The organism is Tsuneonella flava, assembly GCF_002870965.1.
Taxonomy (GTDB): domain Bacteria; phylum Pseudomonadota; class Alphaproteobacteria; order Sphingomonadales; family Sphingomonadaceae; genus Tsuneonella; species Tsuneonella flava.
In genome coordinates, this window is sequence record NZ_PHSO01000004.1 from 17,866 (window position 1) to 36,103 (window position 18,238).

Consider the following 18,238-nt stretch of genomic DNA (forward strand, 5'->3'; position numbering starts at 1 on the left):
GTTCAATCCTGCATTCGCAGGGCAAATTCGCTCATGAACCGCGCATTGTCGTCATTGGCGAGCCATTCCGCCTCTGCCCCGATAGCGCCTAGCATTTGTGCGAGATCGTCCATCTCTGCCTTGGCATAGTTGCCCAGAACATGGCCGATGACCCGTTCCTTGTGCCCCGGATGTCCAATGCCGATCCGCACACGCCGGAAATCGGGGCCGAGATGCTGGTTGATACTTTTGAGGCCATTGTGTCCGGCTAGTCCGCCACCGATCCGCACCTTCACTTTGAACGGGGCGAGATCGAGTTCGTCATGAAACACCGTCAGCGCATCGGTCTCCAGCTTGTAGAACCGCATTGCTTCGGCAACGGCACGGCCACTTTCGTTCATATAAGTGGCGGGTTTGAGGAGGAGCACCTTTTCCCGCCCGATGCGTCCTTCCTGCACCCAGCCGGAAAACTTCTTTTGCGCCGGGCCGAACCCGTGCATTTCCGCGATCACGTCGCACGCCATGAAGCCGACGTTGTGCCGGTGCATCGCATATTGCGGACCGGGGTTTCCAAGACCTGCCCAGATTTGCATCGCGCCTCTCTAGCCGCGATCACGCCTGACGCAAGGGTGGAGAGGCAGGGGAGAGGTAAGGGCGGATCCCCCCTGTCACTCCAAAGCAAAACGCCGACCCATTGCTGGGCCGGCGCTGCGATTTTGCGGTGAACGCAGGCAGAGGAGTGTTACTCCTTGTCTGCATCCTCGTCCGAACCCTGTTCGGTGGCTGCGACGCCATCGGCAGGTACTTCGTCGCCGCTTTCGCTCTCGCTCTTCTTCAGAGCAGACGGAGCGACCAGCGTGGCGATGGTGAAATCGCGATCGGTAATCGCGCTTTCCGCACCGACAGGAAGCTTCACTTCGCTGATGTGGATCGAATCGCCAACGTCCTTGCCGGTGACATCGATTTCGATTTCGCCGGGGATCTTGTCCGCTTCGCAGACGAGGTCCAGTTCGTGGCGGACAACGTTGAGCACGCCGCCCTTCTTGAGGCCGGGGCTGGCTTCTTCGTTGGTGAACACCACCGGAACCTGCACATCGACCTTCGCGCCCTTGGCAAGGCGCAGGAAGTCGGCGTGGACCGGACGGTCGGTGACCGGGTGGAATGCGACGTCCTTGGGAAGAGTACGCAGCTTTTCGCCACCGACTTCGATCATCACGATCGAGTTCATGAAGTGGCCGGTGTCGAGCTGACGGATCAGTTCCTTGGCTTCGACGTGGATCGTTACAGGTTCTTCCTTGCCGCCATAGATCACGGCGGGGACACGGCCTTCGCGACGCAGTGCCCGGGAGGCTCCCTTGCCAGCCCGGTCGCGCGTCTCGGCCGGCAGGGTCAGAGCGTCGCTCATCGGTAGTGCCTTTCGAAATGCGTTAGAATGTTTCGGTCCGCCACGCCTCCAGGGATGACCATGACGCCGAAGCGCGCGCCATTAAGCGGAAGAGCGGGAAAAGGCAAGGGTGCACGACATGCGCGCCCACCTTCGCCCCGTGGGTTTCACTTTACCCGCGTCACTTTGTATCCCTTGGCCCGTAGCAGTTCGGGCAAGCCCGCAGGCGGCGCAAGGTGCGCGGCGCCAACTGCTACCAATGGCATTTTGCCCGTATCCAGCCTTTCAGCGATTACGGTGGCCCAGCGTTCGTTGCGGTCGGTCAGCAGAGCTTTCCGTAATTCAGGATCGGCTAGCATGCCTTCGTCGCCTTCTTTGGAAATCGCCTCCATGTCTCCGGCGAGCCATAGTTTGGCAAGGCGGGCGGTATCGCTGGTGGTCATGGTATCTTCTTCCAGAACCGCACCGAGAAGATCCTGCTGGTCCTTCTCCGGCAGTTTGTCGAAGATAGAGAACTGGCCTTCCACGCCCTCCAGTTCCTCAACCGGGCGGGCATGGAAATCGCGGATCAGCGCCTTATCCACTCCGTTCTCGCCGCTCGAATTATCGGCAAGTTGTGCCAGCATGATTGCCGCGCCCCAGGTTTCGATCGCTTTGAAATCCGCTTCGCGATAGCCGCCTTTCTTCAACAGTTCCGCCAGTTTGCTGCGTAGCCGGGGCGGAACCCGTTCGCTCAGCGGTGGCAGGCCATCGGTATGCGACATGCGGGTGAATGTGGCCGCCAGCTTGCTCTGATCGTCGAGATCCCTGACCTCCACCACCAGTTCGCCTGCATCGACGATGGCTTTGTCGATTGCGGGCGTGCGCCACTGGGTGCCGTCGGGAAGTGCGTGGATCGTCCCGAACAGCCAGCCCAAAGTCCTGCCGCTGTCGTCCGAAACCGACCACAGGGCAGGGGAAGGAGCGGGGGCCGCAGGGGGCGACGCCTTTTCGCCGCACCCCGCGCTGGCCAGCAATGCAAATGTGGCCAGCGCCCCCAGAAACCAACGTATCATTGTACTCTATCTACCTTGATGCCCATCTTCGTCAGGTCTTCCTGAACACTGTTTTGCCCGGCCAGATGGCCCGCGCCAACCGCGACAAACACTGTGCCGGGGGTGTCGAGCCGCTTCTGAAGCCACTGCGCCCAGTTACGGTTGCGCTGGTAAAGAAGGCGTTCAAGCAGAGCGGGTTCGTCGATGCTTTCATTCATCAGTTTGGCCAGCCCGTCTGCATCGCCTGCCAGCCAGTCGGCAATCATCGCCTCAAGCTGTTCGGCAACTTTGTCCTGCCCGTCGATGGTTTTCATCATCATGTCGATTTGCGATTCTTGCGAGAGGCTGTCGAACAGCGAAAGCTGATACTCGGCCGTCTCCAGCGCCTCGCGCTTCACTTCGGGGCGGGTATTGGCTTCGAGCGATTTCTCGACTCCGTTGGCAACATCGATCCCTTGCTGAGCGAGCGGTATCATCGTGAGCAGCAGCGAAGCGTACCACGGTTTGAACCGGTCGAAGGCATTGGTGGGCAGGCCGAGCCCGGTCATCGCTGCATCGTATTTTGCACGCTGATCCTCGTTCAGCAGGCCGCGCAAGGTCTGATCGGCAGGCAGCATCCCTTTCGCCGCGACGAGTTTCTGCATCTCTGCGGTGTTGCTGTCGCTGACGATCACTTCGGTTACGAGTGTATCCGCCGTCTCGAGAGCGGCGCCGATCTGGCCGGTTTGCCAGTCGATATCGTCGGGCAGGGCATGGACCGTGCCGAACAGATAAATCGTGGTGTCATCGTCGGCGATCTTCCACAGCGCCGGGCCAGCAGGCGTCTCCGACGGGGTGGCGGTGGTGACCGGCGCGGGCGCGCTGGTGACCTGCTCCGCCTGTGCGGTGGCACAGCCGGCGGTCGAGAACAGCACCGCGAATGATGCCAGCGTAGAAGTCGATTTTTTCAGCAGATTTCGCACGTAGTCGATCCTTGTCGTAAAACGAATGTGTGGTGATGGGTGGCGTTCAATTCCAGCGCAATTTGCGCCAGCCGTATGTCAGCACGAGAGCGAGCATCGATATTCCGAGCACAGCGATGTCATCGGGCGGCGGGGTCAGTCCGGCGCGGTTGAACAGCAGCCAGCATATTTCGAGCGCGAAATAGACGTAAAACCCGACCGTGGTGGCCCACAGGTTGTCAAGCAGGTCGAGTTCGTCGATCCGCCGGAAATAGTCGTAGCTGAACCATGCGAAAGCGATCAGCGTTACAGCCGTCAGCGGGTACAGTATCCAGGCCGGAACCACCCCTTTGACTGCGAGTATGGCCAGCACACCGCCGCCCACTCCCGCCACAAAAGCGATCCCCATCGCCCAGCCGATATATTTCCAATAGGCCCGGCGCCGGTTCTTCAGGCGTTCTTCGCCTGACAGGCCTGCGCTATTCATGTCCGTCATCGAATATCTCCTCGATGGTCATTTCAAACAGGCGGGCGATGCGAAACGCGAGCGGCAGCGACGGATCGTGCTTGCCGGTCTCGATCGCATTGATCGCCTGCCGCGACACGTCGAGCTGCCCGGCCAGCTCAGCCTGGCTCCAGTTCCGCTCGGCGCGTAGTACTTTGAGGCGGTTGTTCATCGCACCTCCAATTTCAATCCAAATACCCGACTCGGTGTCAGGTATGCCTGACTAAATGTCGCACTATGCTGACTATGTCAACACTACCTGACATTTTGTGCGGTTTTCCTGACTTTTAATGCTTGCACGCACCTCGGACATTGACCACTCCAAGGCCATACGCCAAAGGCCGCGCCTATGACTGCCGTGGCTCAACGCGACCCGAAGAACAGCTTTCAGGATATGATCCTGGCTCTCCACGATTTCTGGAGTGCGAATGGCTGTCTGATCCTTCAGCCTTACGATATGCGGATGGGGGCGGGTACGTTTCATACTGCCACTACGCTGCGCGCGCTGGGGCCGGAGCCGTGGAATGCGGCCTTCGTTCAGCCGTGCCGCCGCCCGACCGACGGGCGCTATGGCGAGAACCCCAACCGGTTGCAGCATTACTATCAGTATCAGGTGATCCTGAAACCGAGCCCGGAAAACATCCAGCAGCTCTATCTCGACAGTCTGGGCGTGATCGGGATCGATGCGCTCAAGCACGATATCCGTTTCGTGGAAGATGACTGGGAAAGCCCTACGCTTGGCGCGTGGGGACTGGGCTGGGAAGTCTGGTGCGATGGAATGGAAGTGACGCAGTTCACTTATTTCCAGCAGATGGGCGGCTTCGACTGTAAACCGGTGGCCGGCGAGCTGACTTACGGGCTGGAACGGCTCGCGATGTACATTCAGGGCGTTGATAATGTGTACGATCTGAACTTCGACGGGCGCGGCGTTTCGTATGGCGACGTGTTCCTCGAAAACGAGAAGCAGATGTCGAAGTGGAACTTCGAAGTCGCTGACACCGATGCCCTGTTCGATCTGTTCAACAAGGCGGAGGCGGAATGCCGCAACTGCCTGAACAACAACGTCCCCATCGCGGCATACGAACAGGCGATCGAGGCGAGCCATGTGTTCAATCTGTTGCAGGCGCGCGGGGTGATCTCGGTGCAGGAACGCGCGAGTTACATGGGGCGGGTGCGCGATCTGGCGCGTTCGAGCTGTGAGAAATATGCCGAGCATATGGCCCCGAAATGGCAAGCGAAATTCCCGGAGTGGTCGCTATGAGTGATTTCCTCCTCGAACTGCGTAGCGAAGAAATCCCCGCACGGATGCAGGCCGGTGCGCGCGCCGATCTGGAGCGGTTGTTCCGCGCCGAAATGGCAGCGGCGGGTGTCTCTCCCGGCGCGATCAGGGTGTGGTCCACCCCGCGCCGCCTCGCGCTGATTGCGTGCGATCTGCCGCTGGCGACCGAAGCGGTCAGCGAAGAAGCCAAGGGGCCGCCCGAAGGCGCGCCGGATCAGGCCATCGACGGGTTCTGTCGCAAGAATGGCGTCACCCGCGATCAGCTGGAGTTGCGCGATGTGAAGGGGCGCAACACCTACTTCGCTGTGATCGAGAAGCCGGGCCGCGCGGTGGCAGACGTGCTGGCAGAGGCGATCCCCGCTATCGTCCGCGCATTCCCCTGGCCCAAATCGATGCGCTGGGGCGCGGCTTCGCTGTCCACCGAAAGCTTGCGCTGGGTGCGCCCGCTGTCGGGCGTGGTCGCATTGCTCGATAGCGATGTGGTCGAATGCGAAGTGGGCGGGGTCGCCAGCGGACGTTTGACCCGTGGGCATCGGTTCCATTCGAGCGGCGATATCGTCATCGCTGGCGTGGCCGACTACGCCGCGACATTGCGCGAAGCCCATGTGATCGTCGATCACGAAGAACGCCAGAACCTGATCCGCGAACAGGCGGCGAAGGTGGCGTCCGATGCCGGTCTGACGCTGGTGGCCGATGAAGGGCTGGTGATCGAAAACGCCGGGCTGACTGAGTGGCCGCAGCCTTTGCTTGGCCGGTTCGACGAGGCGTTCCTCGACGTGCCGCCCGAAGTGATCCAGCTCTCGGCGCGGACCAATCAGAAGTATTTCGTGTGCGAAGACAGCGCCGGCAAACTCGCCAACGCTTTCGTCTGCACCGCCAATATCGCCAGCAGTGATGGCGGTGCGGCGATTGTCGATGGCAACCGCAAAGTGCTCGCCGCACGGCTCAGCGATGCGCGGTTCTTCTGGGAGCAGGACCGGAAGACTTCGCTGGAAGACCACGCAAAGAAGCTGGAGCGGATTACTTTCCACGAGAAGCTGGGCACCGTGGCCGACAAGGTCGAACGGGTCGCCAAATTGGCCCGGTGGCTGGCGACCGAGGGCATTGTGAAAGCGGAGGAAAGTACTCCGCAGGCGAAGGTGCAGCTCGGTAACTGGGCGTTTGATGCGGCGATGCAATGCAAGGCTGATCTCGTGACAGAGATGGTCGGCGAGTTCCCCGAGCTTCAGGGCCTGATGGGCGGCTACTACGCCCGTGCCGAAGGTCTGCCCGATGCCGTGGCCGACGCGATCCGCGATCACTACAAGCCTGTGGGGCAGGGCGACGACGTGCCGACTGCGCCGGTGACGGTGGCGGTGAGCCTGGCGGATAAGTTGGATACTCTAGTCGGTTTCTTTCAAATCGACGAAAAGCCAACAGGCTCAAAGGATCCGTTTGCCTTGCGTAGAGCGGCACTGGGGATCCTGCGCCTGATTTTGGATAATCGGCTCCGGGTGTCTATGTTCGATCTCATTGCCAATGCTGCCCATTCCGGGAAGTCGGATGATAAGGGGCAGGATATTGCATCGTTCCTCATCGAACGATTGAAGGTCCAGCAGCGCGATGCGAATATCCGCCATGACATGATCGATGCTGTCATTACGGTGGAGCAGCGTGGCGACACGGTTCGCATGGTTAACCGAACGGCTGCGCTCCAGTCCTTCATGGAAACCGAAGACGGCACCAACCTGCTCGCCGGATACAAACGCGCGGCGAACATTCTTCGCAAGGAAGGGTGGGAAGATACCGCCGAGCGCGTCGCTCGCACCGGCGATGAAGACCCGATGGAAAATGTCGACGATCCGCAGATGCGCGCGATCTACGCCCAGCGGGGGGCGAGCGGGGGGCTTTCCTACACGCCCGAAGCGGCGGAAAAGGCGCTGATCGACGCGCTCGACGCTGCCGAGCCGCAGGCCGCCACTGCGATCGAAGCGGAAGACTTCGCCGCGGCGATGGCGGCACTGGCCAGCTTGCGCGCGCCGATCGACCGCTTTTTCGAAGAAGTCACCGTTAATGCCGATGAAGAAATCAAACGCACGACACGCCTCGGTCTGCTTGCACGGTTCCGTGCTGCGGTGCACAACGTTGCTGACTTCTCGCGTATCGAGGGGTAACTTTCTTCCTATTGGACTGTGTAACATGCGGTCCATGTCTTCAGATAAGCAGGGATGAACATGAACAATTCGGTCTATACCTTCGGCGGCAATGCGCCGCATTCCGATCCTCGGCAGAAGGATAAGACCATTACCGGCGGCAAGGGCGCGAACCTTGCCGAAATGGCCAGCATCGGCTTGCCGGTACCTCCCGGCTTCACGATAACCACTGAAGAATGCGTGCGCTATCTGCGCGATGGTGGCGACTTCTCCGATGCCTTGCGCGCCGATGTGGCCACGGCGCTGACCCATATCGAAGGTGCCGTTGGCAAGCGGTTTGGCGATGCGGCCGATCCGCTGCTGGTGTCGGTCCGATCCGGTGCACGGGTGTCGATGCCGGGCATGATGGATACCGTGCTCAACCTCGGCCTCAACGATGAAACCGTTCAGGGGCTGGCGGCGACCAGCGAAGACGCGCGCTTCGCGTGGGACAGCTATCGCCGGTTCATCCAGATGTACTCGGACGTCGTGCTCGGCCTCGATCATGGCTTGTTCGAAGAGGCGTTGGAAATCGCCAAGGAAGACAAGGGCTATTTCGCCGATACCGAAATGGAATCGGAAGACTGGCAGGCGCTGGTCGATGAATACAAGGGCATCGTGGCGCAGGAACAGGGCACCCCGTTCCCGCAGGATGTGAACGAACAGCTCTGGGGTGCGATCCGCGCTGTATTCGATAGCTGGGACAGCGATCGGGCCAAGGTCTATCGCCGCCTGAACGACATTCCCGGCGACTGGGGCACTGCGGTCAACGTGCAGGCGATGGTGTTCGGCAATATGGGCGATACCAGCGCGACCGGCGTTGCCTTCACTCGCGACCCCGCGACAGGCGAGCGCGCGTATTATGGCGAATGGCTGGTCAACGCGCAGGGTGAAGATGTGGTGGCGGGCATCCGCACCCCGCAATACCTGACCAAAGCCGCGCGCGAAGCCGCCGGGGCCAGGCCGCTGAGCATGGAAGAGGCGATGCCCGATGCTTACGGGCAACTGGCCAAAGTGTTCGACCTGCTCGAAAACCACTACCGCGACATGCAGGATATCGAGTTCACTGTTGAACGCGGCAAGCTGTGGATGCTGCAAACCCGCAGCGGCAAACGTACCGCGAAGGCTGCGCTGCGGATGGCGGTCGAAATGGCGGGCGAAGGGCTGATCGACGAAGAAACCGCAGTGCTGCGGGTCGATCCGATGGCGCTCGATCAGTTACTGCACCCCACGCTTGATCCCAACGCGGCGCGCGATGTGCTGACCACTGGCCTGCCCGCATCGCCGGGCGCGGCGAGTGGCAAGATCGTGCTCGATGCCGATACCGCCGAACAATGGGCGGGGCGGGGCGAGAAAGTGATCCTAGTGCGCGTGGAAACCTCGCCAGAGGATATCCACGGCATGCATGCGGCGCAGGGCATCCTGACCGCGCGTGGCGGCATGACGTCACACGCGGCGGTGGTTGCGCGCGGTATGGGGCGCTGCTGCGTCTCCGGTGCGTCGGCGGTGTCGATCGATATGAAAGCGCGGACCTTGCGGATCGGCGGGCGCGAGCTGGCGGAAGGCGATACGCTGACGCTCGATGGCGGCAACGGTCAGGTCATGGCAGGCGAAGTCGCGACGATCGAACCCGAACTGGCGGGCGATTTCGGCACGATCATGGAATGGGCCGACCGACACCGCCGGATGAAAGTGCGGACCAACGCGGAAACTCCGGCCGATTGCAAGATGGCTGTGCAATTTGGCGCGGAAGGCATCGGCCTGTGCCGCACCGAACACATGTTCTTCGATGCCAACCGCATCAGTGCAGTGCGCCAGATGATCCTGGCCGAAGACGAAGCGGGGCGGCGCAAGGCGCTGGCCAAGCTGCTGCCCGAACAACGCGCCGATTTCCGGGCGATTTTCGAGGTGATGGCCGGGTTGCCCGTTACGATCCGCCTGCTCGATCCGCCGCTGCACGAGTTCCTGCCGACCGGCGATGCCGAGTTCGAAGAGCTGGCCGAAGTGACCGGCTACGGTGTCGATCACTTGCGGCGCCGGGCGGAGGAATTGCACGAATTCAACCCGATGCTGGGCCATCGCGGATGTCGTCTGGGGATCACTTATCCCGAAATCTACGAGATGCAGGCGCGGGCGATCTTCGAAGCGGCCTGCGAAGTGGCCGATGCCAGCGGAGAGGCACCGGTGCCCGAAGTGATGATCCCGCTTGTTAGCACGCGCCGCGAAGTGGAACTGATGAAGGCGCTGGTGGACAAGACCGCCGACGAAGTGTTCGCGGAAAAGGGGCGCACACTCGAATACCTTGTGGGCACGATGATCGAATTGCCGCGCGCCGCGCTGATGGCCGGGGAAATTGCTGAGCAGGCGACGTTCTTCTCGTTTGGAACCAATGATCTGACGCAGACAACTCTGGGTGTTTCGAGGGATGATGCAGGGCGGTTCCTCAGCACCTATGTCGATAAGGGCATCTTCGCGCGCGATCCGTTCGTCAGTCTCGATGTCGATGGTGTGGGCCAGTTGGTCCAACTGGCGGCGGAGCGCGGCCGGGCAACCCGGCCCGACATCAAGTTGGGCATCTGCGGAGAACATGGCGGCGATCCGGCCAGTATTGCGTTCTGCGAAGAGGTCGGGCTCGATTACGTCAGCGCCTCGCCTTATCGTGTGCCGATTGCGCGACTGGCGGCGGCACAGGCCGCCTTGCGTGAAAAAAGCTAGGTCCGCCAGCCTGTCAGGGTGAGAACCTCGACAGTTTCGATGACTTTGCCGTCCTTGTCCGCGCCATCCAGAAACGCGGCGCGCGCACGATCCAGCCCGTCGCGCGTCAGCGGTGGGGCGGTGTCGGAGAGCGCGCTGTTGAGTGCTTGCGCCCGCATGTCGGCCACCAGCGCATCGAGCGATCCGTACCGCAGGCGCAGGGTCCAGCTATCGGACACCTGCTGTGAAAAGCCTGCCCGCTGCAACAGCGCGGCACCGGCCTGTGCATCGACCGCCGGGTGCAGCCGGGCCGCAGGCCGCTCTCCATCGGCAGCGAACAGCGCGGCGCGCAGGCGGGGGAAACTGCCAGCGCCGATCATGCTCGCCATAGCGATACCGCCGGGGTGCAGGGCATTGCGGAGGTGGATTAGCGCGCCGGGCAAGTCGTTGACGGTCGCCAGCGTACCAAGGCTGGCAATCAGATCGAAATCGCCGATCGGCCACGGCTGCTCGTGGTCGAGCGCCAGCGGATCGGTAACCACCACACGCGCGCCCTGCGCCTCCAGCGATGCGCCAAGGCGTTCTGCCCCGATGCCGACAGCGAGCGCGCGCCTGGGCTCCAGCCGCATAAAATCGATCCGGTCGAGTATGTCCTCGATCAGCGATTGCGCCAGCCAGTCTGCTGCCTTGGGTGCCTGTTGCAAGGATCGCGCGCGGATCATGCGGGCTTCCCGGCGGGCCGGGCTGAATATCGTCGGCGGGCCTTCAGTCATGCCAACGCCTTTGCGCGTACGGCAGCGGCGATACAAGGGCATTGCGCGATGAGCATGGGCAAAGTCCGTTCCAATATCGCAGAGGTCTTTGCCCCACTGGTGGACCTGATCTATCCACCGCGCTGCCCGGTGTGCGGATCGGGCATTCGGTCGCAGACCGGTCTGTGCGGCGATTGCTGGGCCGATCTGCGGATTCCCGGCGAACCGGCTTGTGCCAGTTGCCAGCGTCCGTTGAATAGCGAGGACGTGGGGCAGGGCGCGATTTGCGCGGTATGTATGGCAAAGCCGCCGGCTCATGATGGAATTGCCGCGGGCACGCTGTATGGCGATATCTCGCGCAAACTGGTGCTGTCTTACAAGCATGGCCGCAAAACCGCGCTGGCGCCGCTGATGGCCCGTCTGATCGGTGCCCGTCTGCCCCGGCTCGACGGGCAATGGATCGTGGTGCCGGTCCCGTTGCATCGCTGGCGCCTGTGGTCACGCGGCTTCAATCAGGCTGCGCTGCTTGCGCGCGAGATTGCGCGTTCGACCGATAGCTCGGTTGCGGTCGATGCGCTGTTGCGAGCCAGGCGTACTCCGAGCCTGGGTGGGTTGGGGCAAAAGGCGCGGGCCCGCGCGCTGTCGGGCGCGATTGCGCTAAACCCGCGCCGTGCAGAGAAGATCGCAGGCGCACAAGTGATCCTGATCGACGATGTGCTGACTAGCGGGGCGACAAGCGATGCCTGTGTGCGTGCGCTTAAACGCGCAGGCGCAAGCAAAGTAGTGATCGCCTGTTTCGCCCGTGTTCTCGATGAGTAGAAGAGAAGGGCGGTCGCTTGGAAAATGCCCGGGCCTGATGCGGAAACGCCCGGGGCTATTAACCCCGGGCGTGCCGTGACGAAATTCTCGGGACCCGCCTTGCGGCAACGGCAACCACCCCCTTGTCGGTCACCTGGGTCCGATCCCTCATCGTCGATCGGTGCGTCGCGTTTGGCGCGTTGCGCTTCCCGATCTTTCCCTGAACCTGGCGCTCTTGCTGGCACCGACGTTCCGGTTGGCGGCCCGCTTTCGAACCGCTGCTAAGCTATTCCCACTTTTGATCCGTTCAACAAAGTGCGATGTACGCTCTGCATGGATTTTGGCACCTGCATGTGGTTATCGTGCAACAACGATCCCTTTACCTAATAAGAAGAGCAATAAATGAACGCGACTTCTGAGTCAGACCGTGAGCAAGGCTCCGGCTTCCAGCCCAAATTCGATGCAGCAGGCCTGCTCAGTGCAGTTGTGGTCGATGCGGAAAGCAAGGCCGTGCTGATGGTCGCCTTTATGGACCGCGAGGCCTTGGATGCCACGATTGCTACCGGAGAGGCGCACTTCCATTCGCGCTCTCGCGGGCGACTTTGGAAAAAAGGCGAGACATCGGGCCATGTGCTGACGGTGAAACGCATTCTGGTGGATTGCGATCAGGATGCGCTCGTCCTCGAATGCGCGGCAGCGGGCCCGACATGCCACACCGGTGCCGTGAGTTGCTTTTACCGAACGCTTCGTGACGGTTCTCTCCAAAACGTCAAGACTTGACGCAAACGTAAGGTAATGCGATCAAGGCAAGTATGAACCAGCCCGCTTCCGAACCAGAGCGGCGCCACGGCGGCGCGCATATCGAACGGCCCGATGAACGCGGGCGCGATCAGTATTCGATTTCCGACCTGACGGAGGAATTCGACTGTACCGCGCGCGCACTGCGCTTTTACGAAGACGAAGGCTTGATCGCTCCGCGTCGGGTCGGGCTTGCCCGGATTTATTCGAAGCGGGATCGGGCGCGGCTCGCGTGGATTATGCGGGCCAAAAATGTTGGTTTCAGCCTGTCCGAAATCCGCGAGATGATCGATCTCTACGACCTCGGAGACGGGCGGGCCGAACAGCGCCGCGTGACAATTGAAAGATGTCGCGCGCATATCGCCAAGCTCAAGCGTCAGCGCGCCGATATCGATTCCGCCATCGCGGAGCTTACCGATTTCATCACTCAGGTCGAACAGGTGATCGACGAGGGGTGATGCCCTTGTGCGAAGCCAGTAATCTCAGACCAGTTATCTAAGGACCGCCCATGCCTACTTATACCGCCCCAACACGTGATGCCCGCTTCATCGTGAACGAAGTGCTCGATCTTGCCAGTTACGGCAATCTGCCCGGTTTCGAGAGCGCGACGCCTGACATCATCGATACCGTTATCAACGAATGCGGCAAGTTCGCTGCGGAAGTTCTGCAACCGATCAATCAGCAGGGCGATGCGGAAGGGTGCACCCGCAATGCCGATGGCTCTGTCACTACGCCCAGTGGTTTCAAGGCGGCGTTCGATCAGTACCGTGAGTCTGGATGGGGCACGATTTCCTCGCCGGAAGAATTCGGCGGGCAGGCGATGCCGCATGTGCTTGGTTTTGCCGTGGAAGAATTCATCTCCACCGCCAACCATTCGTTCGGCATGTATCCGGGTCTGACCAATGGCGCCGTCAATGCGATTTACGCGACCGGCAGCGAAGAGCTGAAGACGAAATATCTGCCGAATATGATCGCCAACAAGTGGCTGGGCACAATGAACCTGACGGAGCCGCAGTGCGGCACCGATCTGGGCCTGATCCGCACTAAGGCGGAGCCGCAGGCCGATGGCAGCTACGCGATCACCGGGACCAAGATCTTCATTTCCGCAGGCGAACACGATCTGACGGAAAACATCATTCATCTGGTGCTGGCGAAAACGCCGGGCGCACCGGATTCGAGCAAAGGTATCAGCCTGTTTCTGGTCCCCAAAGTGCTGGTGAACGATGATGGATCGCTGGGCGAACGCAATGCGGTGCAGTGCGGTTCGATCGAACACAAGATGGGCATTCACGGCAACGCGACCTGCGTCATGAACTATGACGGGGCGAAAGGCTGGATGGTCGGCGAAGAGAACAAGGGCCTGGCGGCCATGTTCATCATGATGAACGCTGCCCGTCTCGGTGTCGGCATTCAGGGGCTGGCGCAGTCCGAAGTCGCCTATCAGAATGCCGTCGCTTACGCGAAGGATCGCCGTCAGGGTCGTGCGTTGACCGGGCCTGCCGATCCCGAAGCGAAGGCCGATCCGATCTTCGTGCACCCCGATGTGCGGCGGATGCTGATGGATGCCAAGGCCTTCACCGAAGGTATGCGCGCTTTCTATCTCTGGGCCGCACTGCTGGTCGATCTGACGCACAAGGCAGCTACAGAGGAAGAACGGGCAGAGGCCGATCTCCTGCTGGGTCTCATCACTCCCGTTCTGAAAGGTTATGGCACAGACAAGGGTTTCGACACTGCTGTCAACATGCAGCAGGTGTTTGGTGGCCACGGCTATATCAAGGAATGGGGCATGGAGCAGTTCGTGCGGGATGCCCGCATTGCCCAGATATATGAAGGCACCAACGGTGTGCAGGCGATGGACCTGTGCGGTCGCAAGCTACCTGCCAAGGGCGGCGCTGCCGTGCAGAAGTTCTTTGCTGTGTGCGACGAGGAAATCGCCGCTGCCAAGAGTGACGAATCTCTGGCCCCGCTGGCGGAAAAGCTGGAGCGTGCGCTCGAAGAACAGAAAGCCGCGACGATGTGGTTCATGCAGAATGCGATGGCCAATCCCAACAATCTGGGAGCAGGCGCGCATCATTACATGCACATCATGGGTATCGTGACACTCGGCCTGATGTGGCTGCGTATGGCGAAGGTCGCTTCGGCAAAGCTGGCCGATGGTGCTGACGACAAGGCCTTCTATGAAACCAAGGTCGCCACCGCGCGCTATTTCATGGATCGGTATGTGCCCGATGCAGGCGCTTTGCGCCGCAAGATCGAAACCGGTGCGGAATCGATGATGGCTCTGGACGAAGCGGCCTTCGAAACCGCCGCCTGATCCGACTGCAATCTGGCCCGGCGCGGCATGGTCGCGCCGGGCTTTTGCCCGATTGCGATGATGCCGCGAGGTGCCGCGTCGCTTCGCGCTAAAACAGAGGCAATTGCCCATCCAGCGATGGCGGGCGAAACTGGCTATCGTCCAGAGTGAAGCGGGCCTTGCCGATACCGGCCCGCTTGCATGCCAGTTTGAAGCGGGCGCGGAACAGGTCCGCCCACACGCCCGATGGCTTCATCCGAGTGAAGAAATCCGGATCGTTATCCCGGCCATTGCGGATCGACCGGACGATCGACATCACTTTGCCCGCCCGATCCGGAAAGTGAACCGCCAGCCATTCGCGGAACAGCGGCGCAACTTCGTGGGGCAGGCGCAATGCGATCCACCCGGCGGAGCGCACCCCTTGTGTAGCGGCGGCCTGAATGATCTCCTCCAGGAATTCGTCGGTAATCGCCGGGATCACCGGCGCGACGGAACAGTGCGCGGGAATGCCAGCTTCCACCAACTTGCCCAATGCGACAATGCGTTTGGCCGGGGCCGCGGCGCGCGGTTCGAGCTTGCCAGATAGCTTCGGATCAAGCGACGTCACCGAAATCGCCACCGCCACGAGATTACGTTTCGCCAGTGCGGCCAGCAGATCGAGATCATCCAACACGCGGTCGGATTTGGTGGTGATCGTTACCGGATGGCGCGTTTCAAGGCAGATCTCGAGAACCTGCCGGGTGATGCGGTAGCGCCGCTCTATCGGCTGATAAGGGTCGGTATTGGTGCCCATGGCGATGGGGGCAGGGCGATAGCGTGGGCGGGCGAGCGTCTCTCGCAACAGGCGCGGTGCATCCGGCTTGGCAAACAGACGCGTTTCAAAATCGAGCCCCGGCGACAGATCGTGATAGGCGTGCGTGGGGCGGGCGAAGCAATAGATGCAGCCATGTTCGCAGCCGCGATAGGCGTTGATCGAACGATCAAACGGAATATCGGGAGAGGAATTGAAACTGACGATCGTTTTTGGAAATTCGTCCGTCACCGTGGTTCGCAGTTTGACCGGTGGTGTCCCCTCCAGACTGGCGAGCGATTCCATATAGTCGCGCCAGTCGCCGTCCAGCTCTCGCTGCACCATGCCGAACCGGTCGGGAAACCGTGCCGATTGAGCGCCGCGACCGTGCATTTTGGGAGGCCGGATATGATCCATTGAGTGGAACATACATGGAACAAATGCTGTAATCTAGCGCGAAGATATCTCAGCGAACTATATCGCTACCGTTCCTGCAAACGAGGCAGGAGCTGCACGAAATTGCAGGGTCGGTTCCGGCTGTCGAGTTGCTCCGCCAGAATGCCGTCCCAGCCATCTTTCACCGCGCCGTTCGATCCGGGCAGGGCGAAGACATATGTCCCGCGTGCGACGATGGCGCAGGCCCGGCTTTGCACTGTGCTTGTGCCAATGGAGCGATAGCTGATCCAACGGAACAATTCGCCGAAACCGGGAATGTCCTTTTCCTTCACCAGGTCGAGTGCTTCGGGAGTGACGTCGCGCCCGGTCAGCCCTGTGCCGCCGGTTGTTACGATCACATCGACATCGGCATGATCGATCCAGTCATTAAGCTGTGCGGCGATGCGGTCGGCATCGTCACGCTCTATCTTGCGAGCGATCAGATTGTGACCGGAATCGGAAATCCGCTGCGCCAAAATGTCGCCGCTGGTATCATCCGCCAGAGTGCGGCTGTCGGAAACGGTGAGCAGCGCAATGTTAACCGGAGTAAATGGCCGTGCGGGATCAACCGCCATATCAGGGCTGCGATGCCATCGGCGCATCGTTGCGTGTCAGGCGCACGGCGCGACTACCCGACAGTTCGGGGAAAGTGGGCCACATGCCTTGTGCCAGTGCCTTGCGACTATCGGACGCGCCGCCCGCCTGCCGTTCGTACATCCAGTAATTACGCATGACGATAGCGACATAACCGCGCGTTTCCCAATAAGGGATGCTCTCCATGTATAGCAGCGGATCACCCTGATCGTTCACTTCGCTGTTCCAGCGGGTGATGGGTGAAAGCCCGGCATTATACGCCGCCATGATTTTGGGTAGCAGGCCACCGGTGGCTGACGAATCGCGCAGCATTTCGAGGTTTTCCTGCCCAAAGGCGAGGTTGGTGCCCGGATCGTTGAGGTTCACATAGCTCGCGCTCATGCTGAGGCGAGGGGCGTGTTGCTTCACCGTGATTGGCGTAATTTGCATCAAACCGCGCGCCTGTGCCGGGCTTACCGCGTCGGTGCGAAAGTTCGATTCCTGTAGCGCGTGGGCATAGGCCAGCGCCGGATCGACCTGCCATCCGGTGACTGGTTGCCAGCGTGGCGCGGGATAGCGCAGGGCGGGCTCAGCCTTGGCTCCGCGAGGGGCATTATGCGCCATCCAAAGCTGTGTGGAGGGGAGGCCCAGTTCGCGGGCAAGACGCGACAACGCGCCATACTCGCCCGGATCGCCAATCTTCGCTTCATGGCGGAGCACTTCGTCAGCGAGCGAATCGCGGCCTATTTCCGCCAGGGCGACTGCGGTTCGCACATTGGTCACTTCGCGCAGGCGTTTCCAATCGGACATGTCGAAATCCGGCCCGCGATTGGCGCGGGGCAGATGTTCGCCCAGTTGCTCGCGCGCCAGCATGCCATAGAGGGTTTCATCCCGCGCTGCCGCACCGCGTAGCAGTTCGGCGGCCTTTTCCGGCATACGACAACGAACCAGAGAACGGCTCGCCCAGTAATAGGCGGCGGCGGCGAGTTCAGGATTGCGAGCAGTACGGGTCGCTTTCTGGAAAGAATCCGCAGCTTGCGAGCACGAACCCAGCCGCCATGCAGCCAGCCCTGCCGCCCAGTCGCCTTCGCCAACCCAATCGCCAGCGCCGCCCTGACCGACAGTCTGCGCCATCGCCAGAGCTTCGGCATCGCGGTTTTCGATGTAATACGACCAGGCGACCCGCTGGCGCCATTCGGCGCGCGATTCCGGGGATAGTCCGGCATCGACTCCGTCGAGCAGGAGACGCGCCCCATCGGGATCGTCTGCGGAAATCTTTTGCAGGATCGCGCTGCTGATCTCGCTCGGCATCGTGCCATCATTCACGCTACGCGGCAGAATGCGCTTCGGCGAATATGGCTGGCTGACGAGTTGCTGTGTGCTGGGCAGGGGCGGGGGCGTCTCCAGACCGCGCTTCAGGCCAAGTCGCACGATCTGATCCGCCTGAGGCAGATTGGTGCCGTTGGCCAGCCATGCCTGAATCGCGGGCAGTTCTACCTTCGGACTGTTGGCGTCGAGATAGTATTCGGCTCGAGCGATGTGGTGCAGTGGGCCATCGGGCCGTTCGGCGAACATCGCATCGACACTGCTCCAGTCGTGCTTGTCAATCGCAGAGAACAGCCGCTTGTACCAGTCTTTCTCAGACTGGTTCAGCAGTTCGGGGACATTGGTGGAATTGGCCCGGGCACGGAAATATTCCGCCGCGCTGGCATTGGCATTAGCAGGGCTAGCGACGATCAGGCAGGATAGAGTTGCCGCCGCGCCTGCCGCAGCGATTGACCACGATTTTCCGAATTTCCCCCGTATCATACC

The 18,238-nt window shown here is 61.1% G+C and carries 17 protein-coding genes; 7 read left to right on the forward strand and 10 right to left on the reverse strand.

What is annotated here, in order from left to right:
• Positions 1–2 precede the first annotated feature (2 nt).
• The 6 genes from pth to CV013_RS03700 form a co-directional block, all read right to left on the reverse strand.
• Positions 3–572 (reverse strand): aminoacyl-tRNA hydrolase, encoded by a 570-nt coding sequence (gene pth / locus CV013_RS03675; protein WP_102153933.1) that lies wholly within the window; start codon positions 570–572, stop codon positions 3–5.
• A 149-nt stretch (positions 573–721) separates the two neighbouring features.
• Complete coding sequence (locus tag CV013_RS03680) at positions 722–1,384, reverse strand: 50S ribosomal protein L25/general stress protein Ctc (protein ID WP_102153934.1); 663 nt, start codon at positions 1,382–1,384, stop codon at positions 722–724.
• Positions 1,385–1,530: 146 nt separating this feature from the next.
• Positions 1,531–2,418, reverse strand: a complete 888-nt coding sequence (locus tag CV013_RS03685; protein ID WP_102153935.1) for a TraB/GumN family protein — start codon at positions 2,416–2,418, stop codon at positions 1,531–1,533.
• Complete coding sequence (locus tag CV013_RS03690; RefSeq protein WP_223805301.1) at positions 2,415–3,359, reverse strand: TraB/GumN family protein; 945 nt, start codon at positions 3,357–3,359, stop codon at positions 2,415–2,417. Before CV013_RS03690 ends, CV013_RS03685 begins: the two co-directional genes overlap by 4 nt.
• A gap of 46 nt (positions 3,360–3,405) precedes the next feature.
• Positions 3,406–3,834: a hypothetical protein gene (locus tag CV013_RS03695; RefSeq protein ID WP_123639950.1), complete on the reverse strand. Its 429-nt coding sequence runs from the start codon at positions 3,832–3,834 to the stop codon at positions 3,406–3,408.
• Entirely contained in the window at positions 3,818–4,015 is a 198-nt protein-coding gene (locus CV013_RS03700) for a helix-turn-helix transcriptional regulator (protein ID WP_102153937.1), read from the reverse strand. Before CV013_RS03700 ends, CV013_RS03695 begins: the two co-directional genes overlap by 17 nt.
• A gap of 177 nt (positions 4,016–4,192) precedes the next feature.
• Here CV013_RS03700 and CV013_RS03705 point away from each other — a divergent pair, with 177 nt between their 5' ends.
• From CV013_RS03705 to ppdK, 3 genes are read left to right on the forward strand one after another with little or no spacing between them, the layout of a single operon-like run.
• The gene (locus tag CV013_RS03705) at positions 4,193–5,104 is read left to right on the forward strand and encodes a glycine--tRNA ligase subunit alpha (RefSeq protein ID WP_102153938.1); all 912 of its coding nucleotides are present in this window, start codon (positions 4,193–4,195) and stop codon (positions 5,102–5,104) included.
• Positions 5,101–7,275 carry a glycine--tRNA ligase subunit beta gene (gene glyS, locus CV013_RS03710; protein WP_102153939.1) on the forward strand — a complete coding sequence of 725 codons (2,175 nt, stop codon included), beginning with the start codon at positions 5,101–5,103 and terminating at the stop codon, positions 7,273–7,275. Before CV013_RS03705 ends, glyS begins: the two co-directional genes overlap by 4 nt.
• A gap of 60 nt (positions 7,276–7,335) precedes the next feature.
• Positions 7,336–10,008: a pyruvate, phosphate dikinase gene (gene ppdK, locus CV013_RS03715; RefSeq protein WP_102154516.1), complete on the forward strand. Its 2,673-nt coding sequence runs from the start codon at positions 7,336–7,338 to the stop codon at positions 10,006–10,008.
• On the opposite strand, the gene CV013_RS03720 is transcribed toward ppdK, so the two are convergent.
• Positions 10,005–10,760: a methyltransferase domain-containing protein gene (locus CV013_RS03720; RefSeq protein ID WP_102153940.1), complete on the reverse strand. Its 756-nt coding sequence runs from the start codon at positions 10,758–10,760 to the stop codon at positions 10,005–10,007. The two genes, ppdK and CV013_RS03720, sit on opposite strands and share 4 nt — an antisense overlap.
• A 48-nt stretch (positions 10,761–10,808) precedes the next feature.
• Here CV013_RS03720 and CV013_RS03725 point away from each other — a divergent pair, with 48 nt between their 5' ends.
• The 4 genes from CV013_RS03725 (at position 10,809) to CV013_RS03740 (ending at position 14,649) form a co-directional block, all read left to right on the forward strand.
• Positions 10,809–11,558 (forward strand): ComF family protein, encoded by a 750-nt coding sequence (locus CV013_RS03725; protein WP_321196980.1) that lies wholly within the window; start codon positions 10,809–10,811, stop codon positions 11,556–11,558.
• A gap of 381 nt (positions 11,559–11,939) precedes the next feature.
• Positions 11,940–12,317 (forward strand): phosphoribosyl-AMP cyclohydrolase, encoded by a 378-nt coding sequence (gene hisI, locus CV013_RS03730; RefSeq protein ID WP_102153941.1) that lies wholly within the window; start codon positions 11,940–11,942, stop codon positions 12,315–12,317.
• A 32-nt stretch (positions 12,318–12,349) separates the two neighbouring features.
• Positions 12,350–12,793, forward strand: coding sequence for a MerR family transcriptional regulator (locus tag CV013_RS03735; protein ID WP_102153942.1), 444 nt, complete (start codon positions 12,350–12,352; stop codon positions 12,791–12,793).
• A 50-nt stretch (positions 12,794–12,843) separates the two neighbouring features.
• Positions 12,844–14,649 carry an acyl-CoA dehydrogenase C-terminal domain-containing protein gene (locus CV013_RS03740; RefSeq protein ID WP_102153943.1) on the forward strand — a complete coding sequence of 602 codons (1,806 nt, stop codon included), beginning with the start codon at positions 12,844–12,846 and terminating at the stop codon, positions 14,647–14,649.
• 88 nt (positions 14,650–14,737) lie between these two features.
• Here CV013_RS03740 and CV013_RS03745 read toward each other — a convergent pair whose 3' ends face one another.
• From CV013_RS03745 to CV013_RS03755, 3 genes are all read right to left on the reverse strand, one after another.
• Complete coding sequence (locus CV013_RS03745) at positions 14,738–15,835, reverse strand: PA0069 family radical SAM protein (protein WP_102154518.1); 1,098 nt, start codon at positions 15,833–15,835, stop codon at positions 14,738–14,740.
• A gap of 65 nt (positions 15,836–15,900) precedes the next feature.
• Complete coding sequence (moaB, locus tag CV013_RS03750; RefSeq protein ID WP_102153944.1) at positions 15,901–16,428, reverse strand: molybdenum cofactor biosynthesis protein B; 528 nt, start codon at positions 16,426–16,428, stop codon at positions 15,901–15,903.
• A 1-nt stretch (position 16,429) separates the two neighbouring features.
• A complete protein-coding gene (locus tag CV013_RS03755) occupies positions 16,430–18,235 on the reverse strand; it encodes a lytic transglycosylase domain-containing protein (RefSeq protein ID WP_102153945.1) in 1,806 nt (601 codons plus the stop codon).
• Positions 18,236–18,238 lie beyond the last annotated feature (3 nt).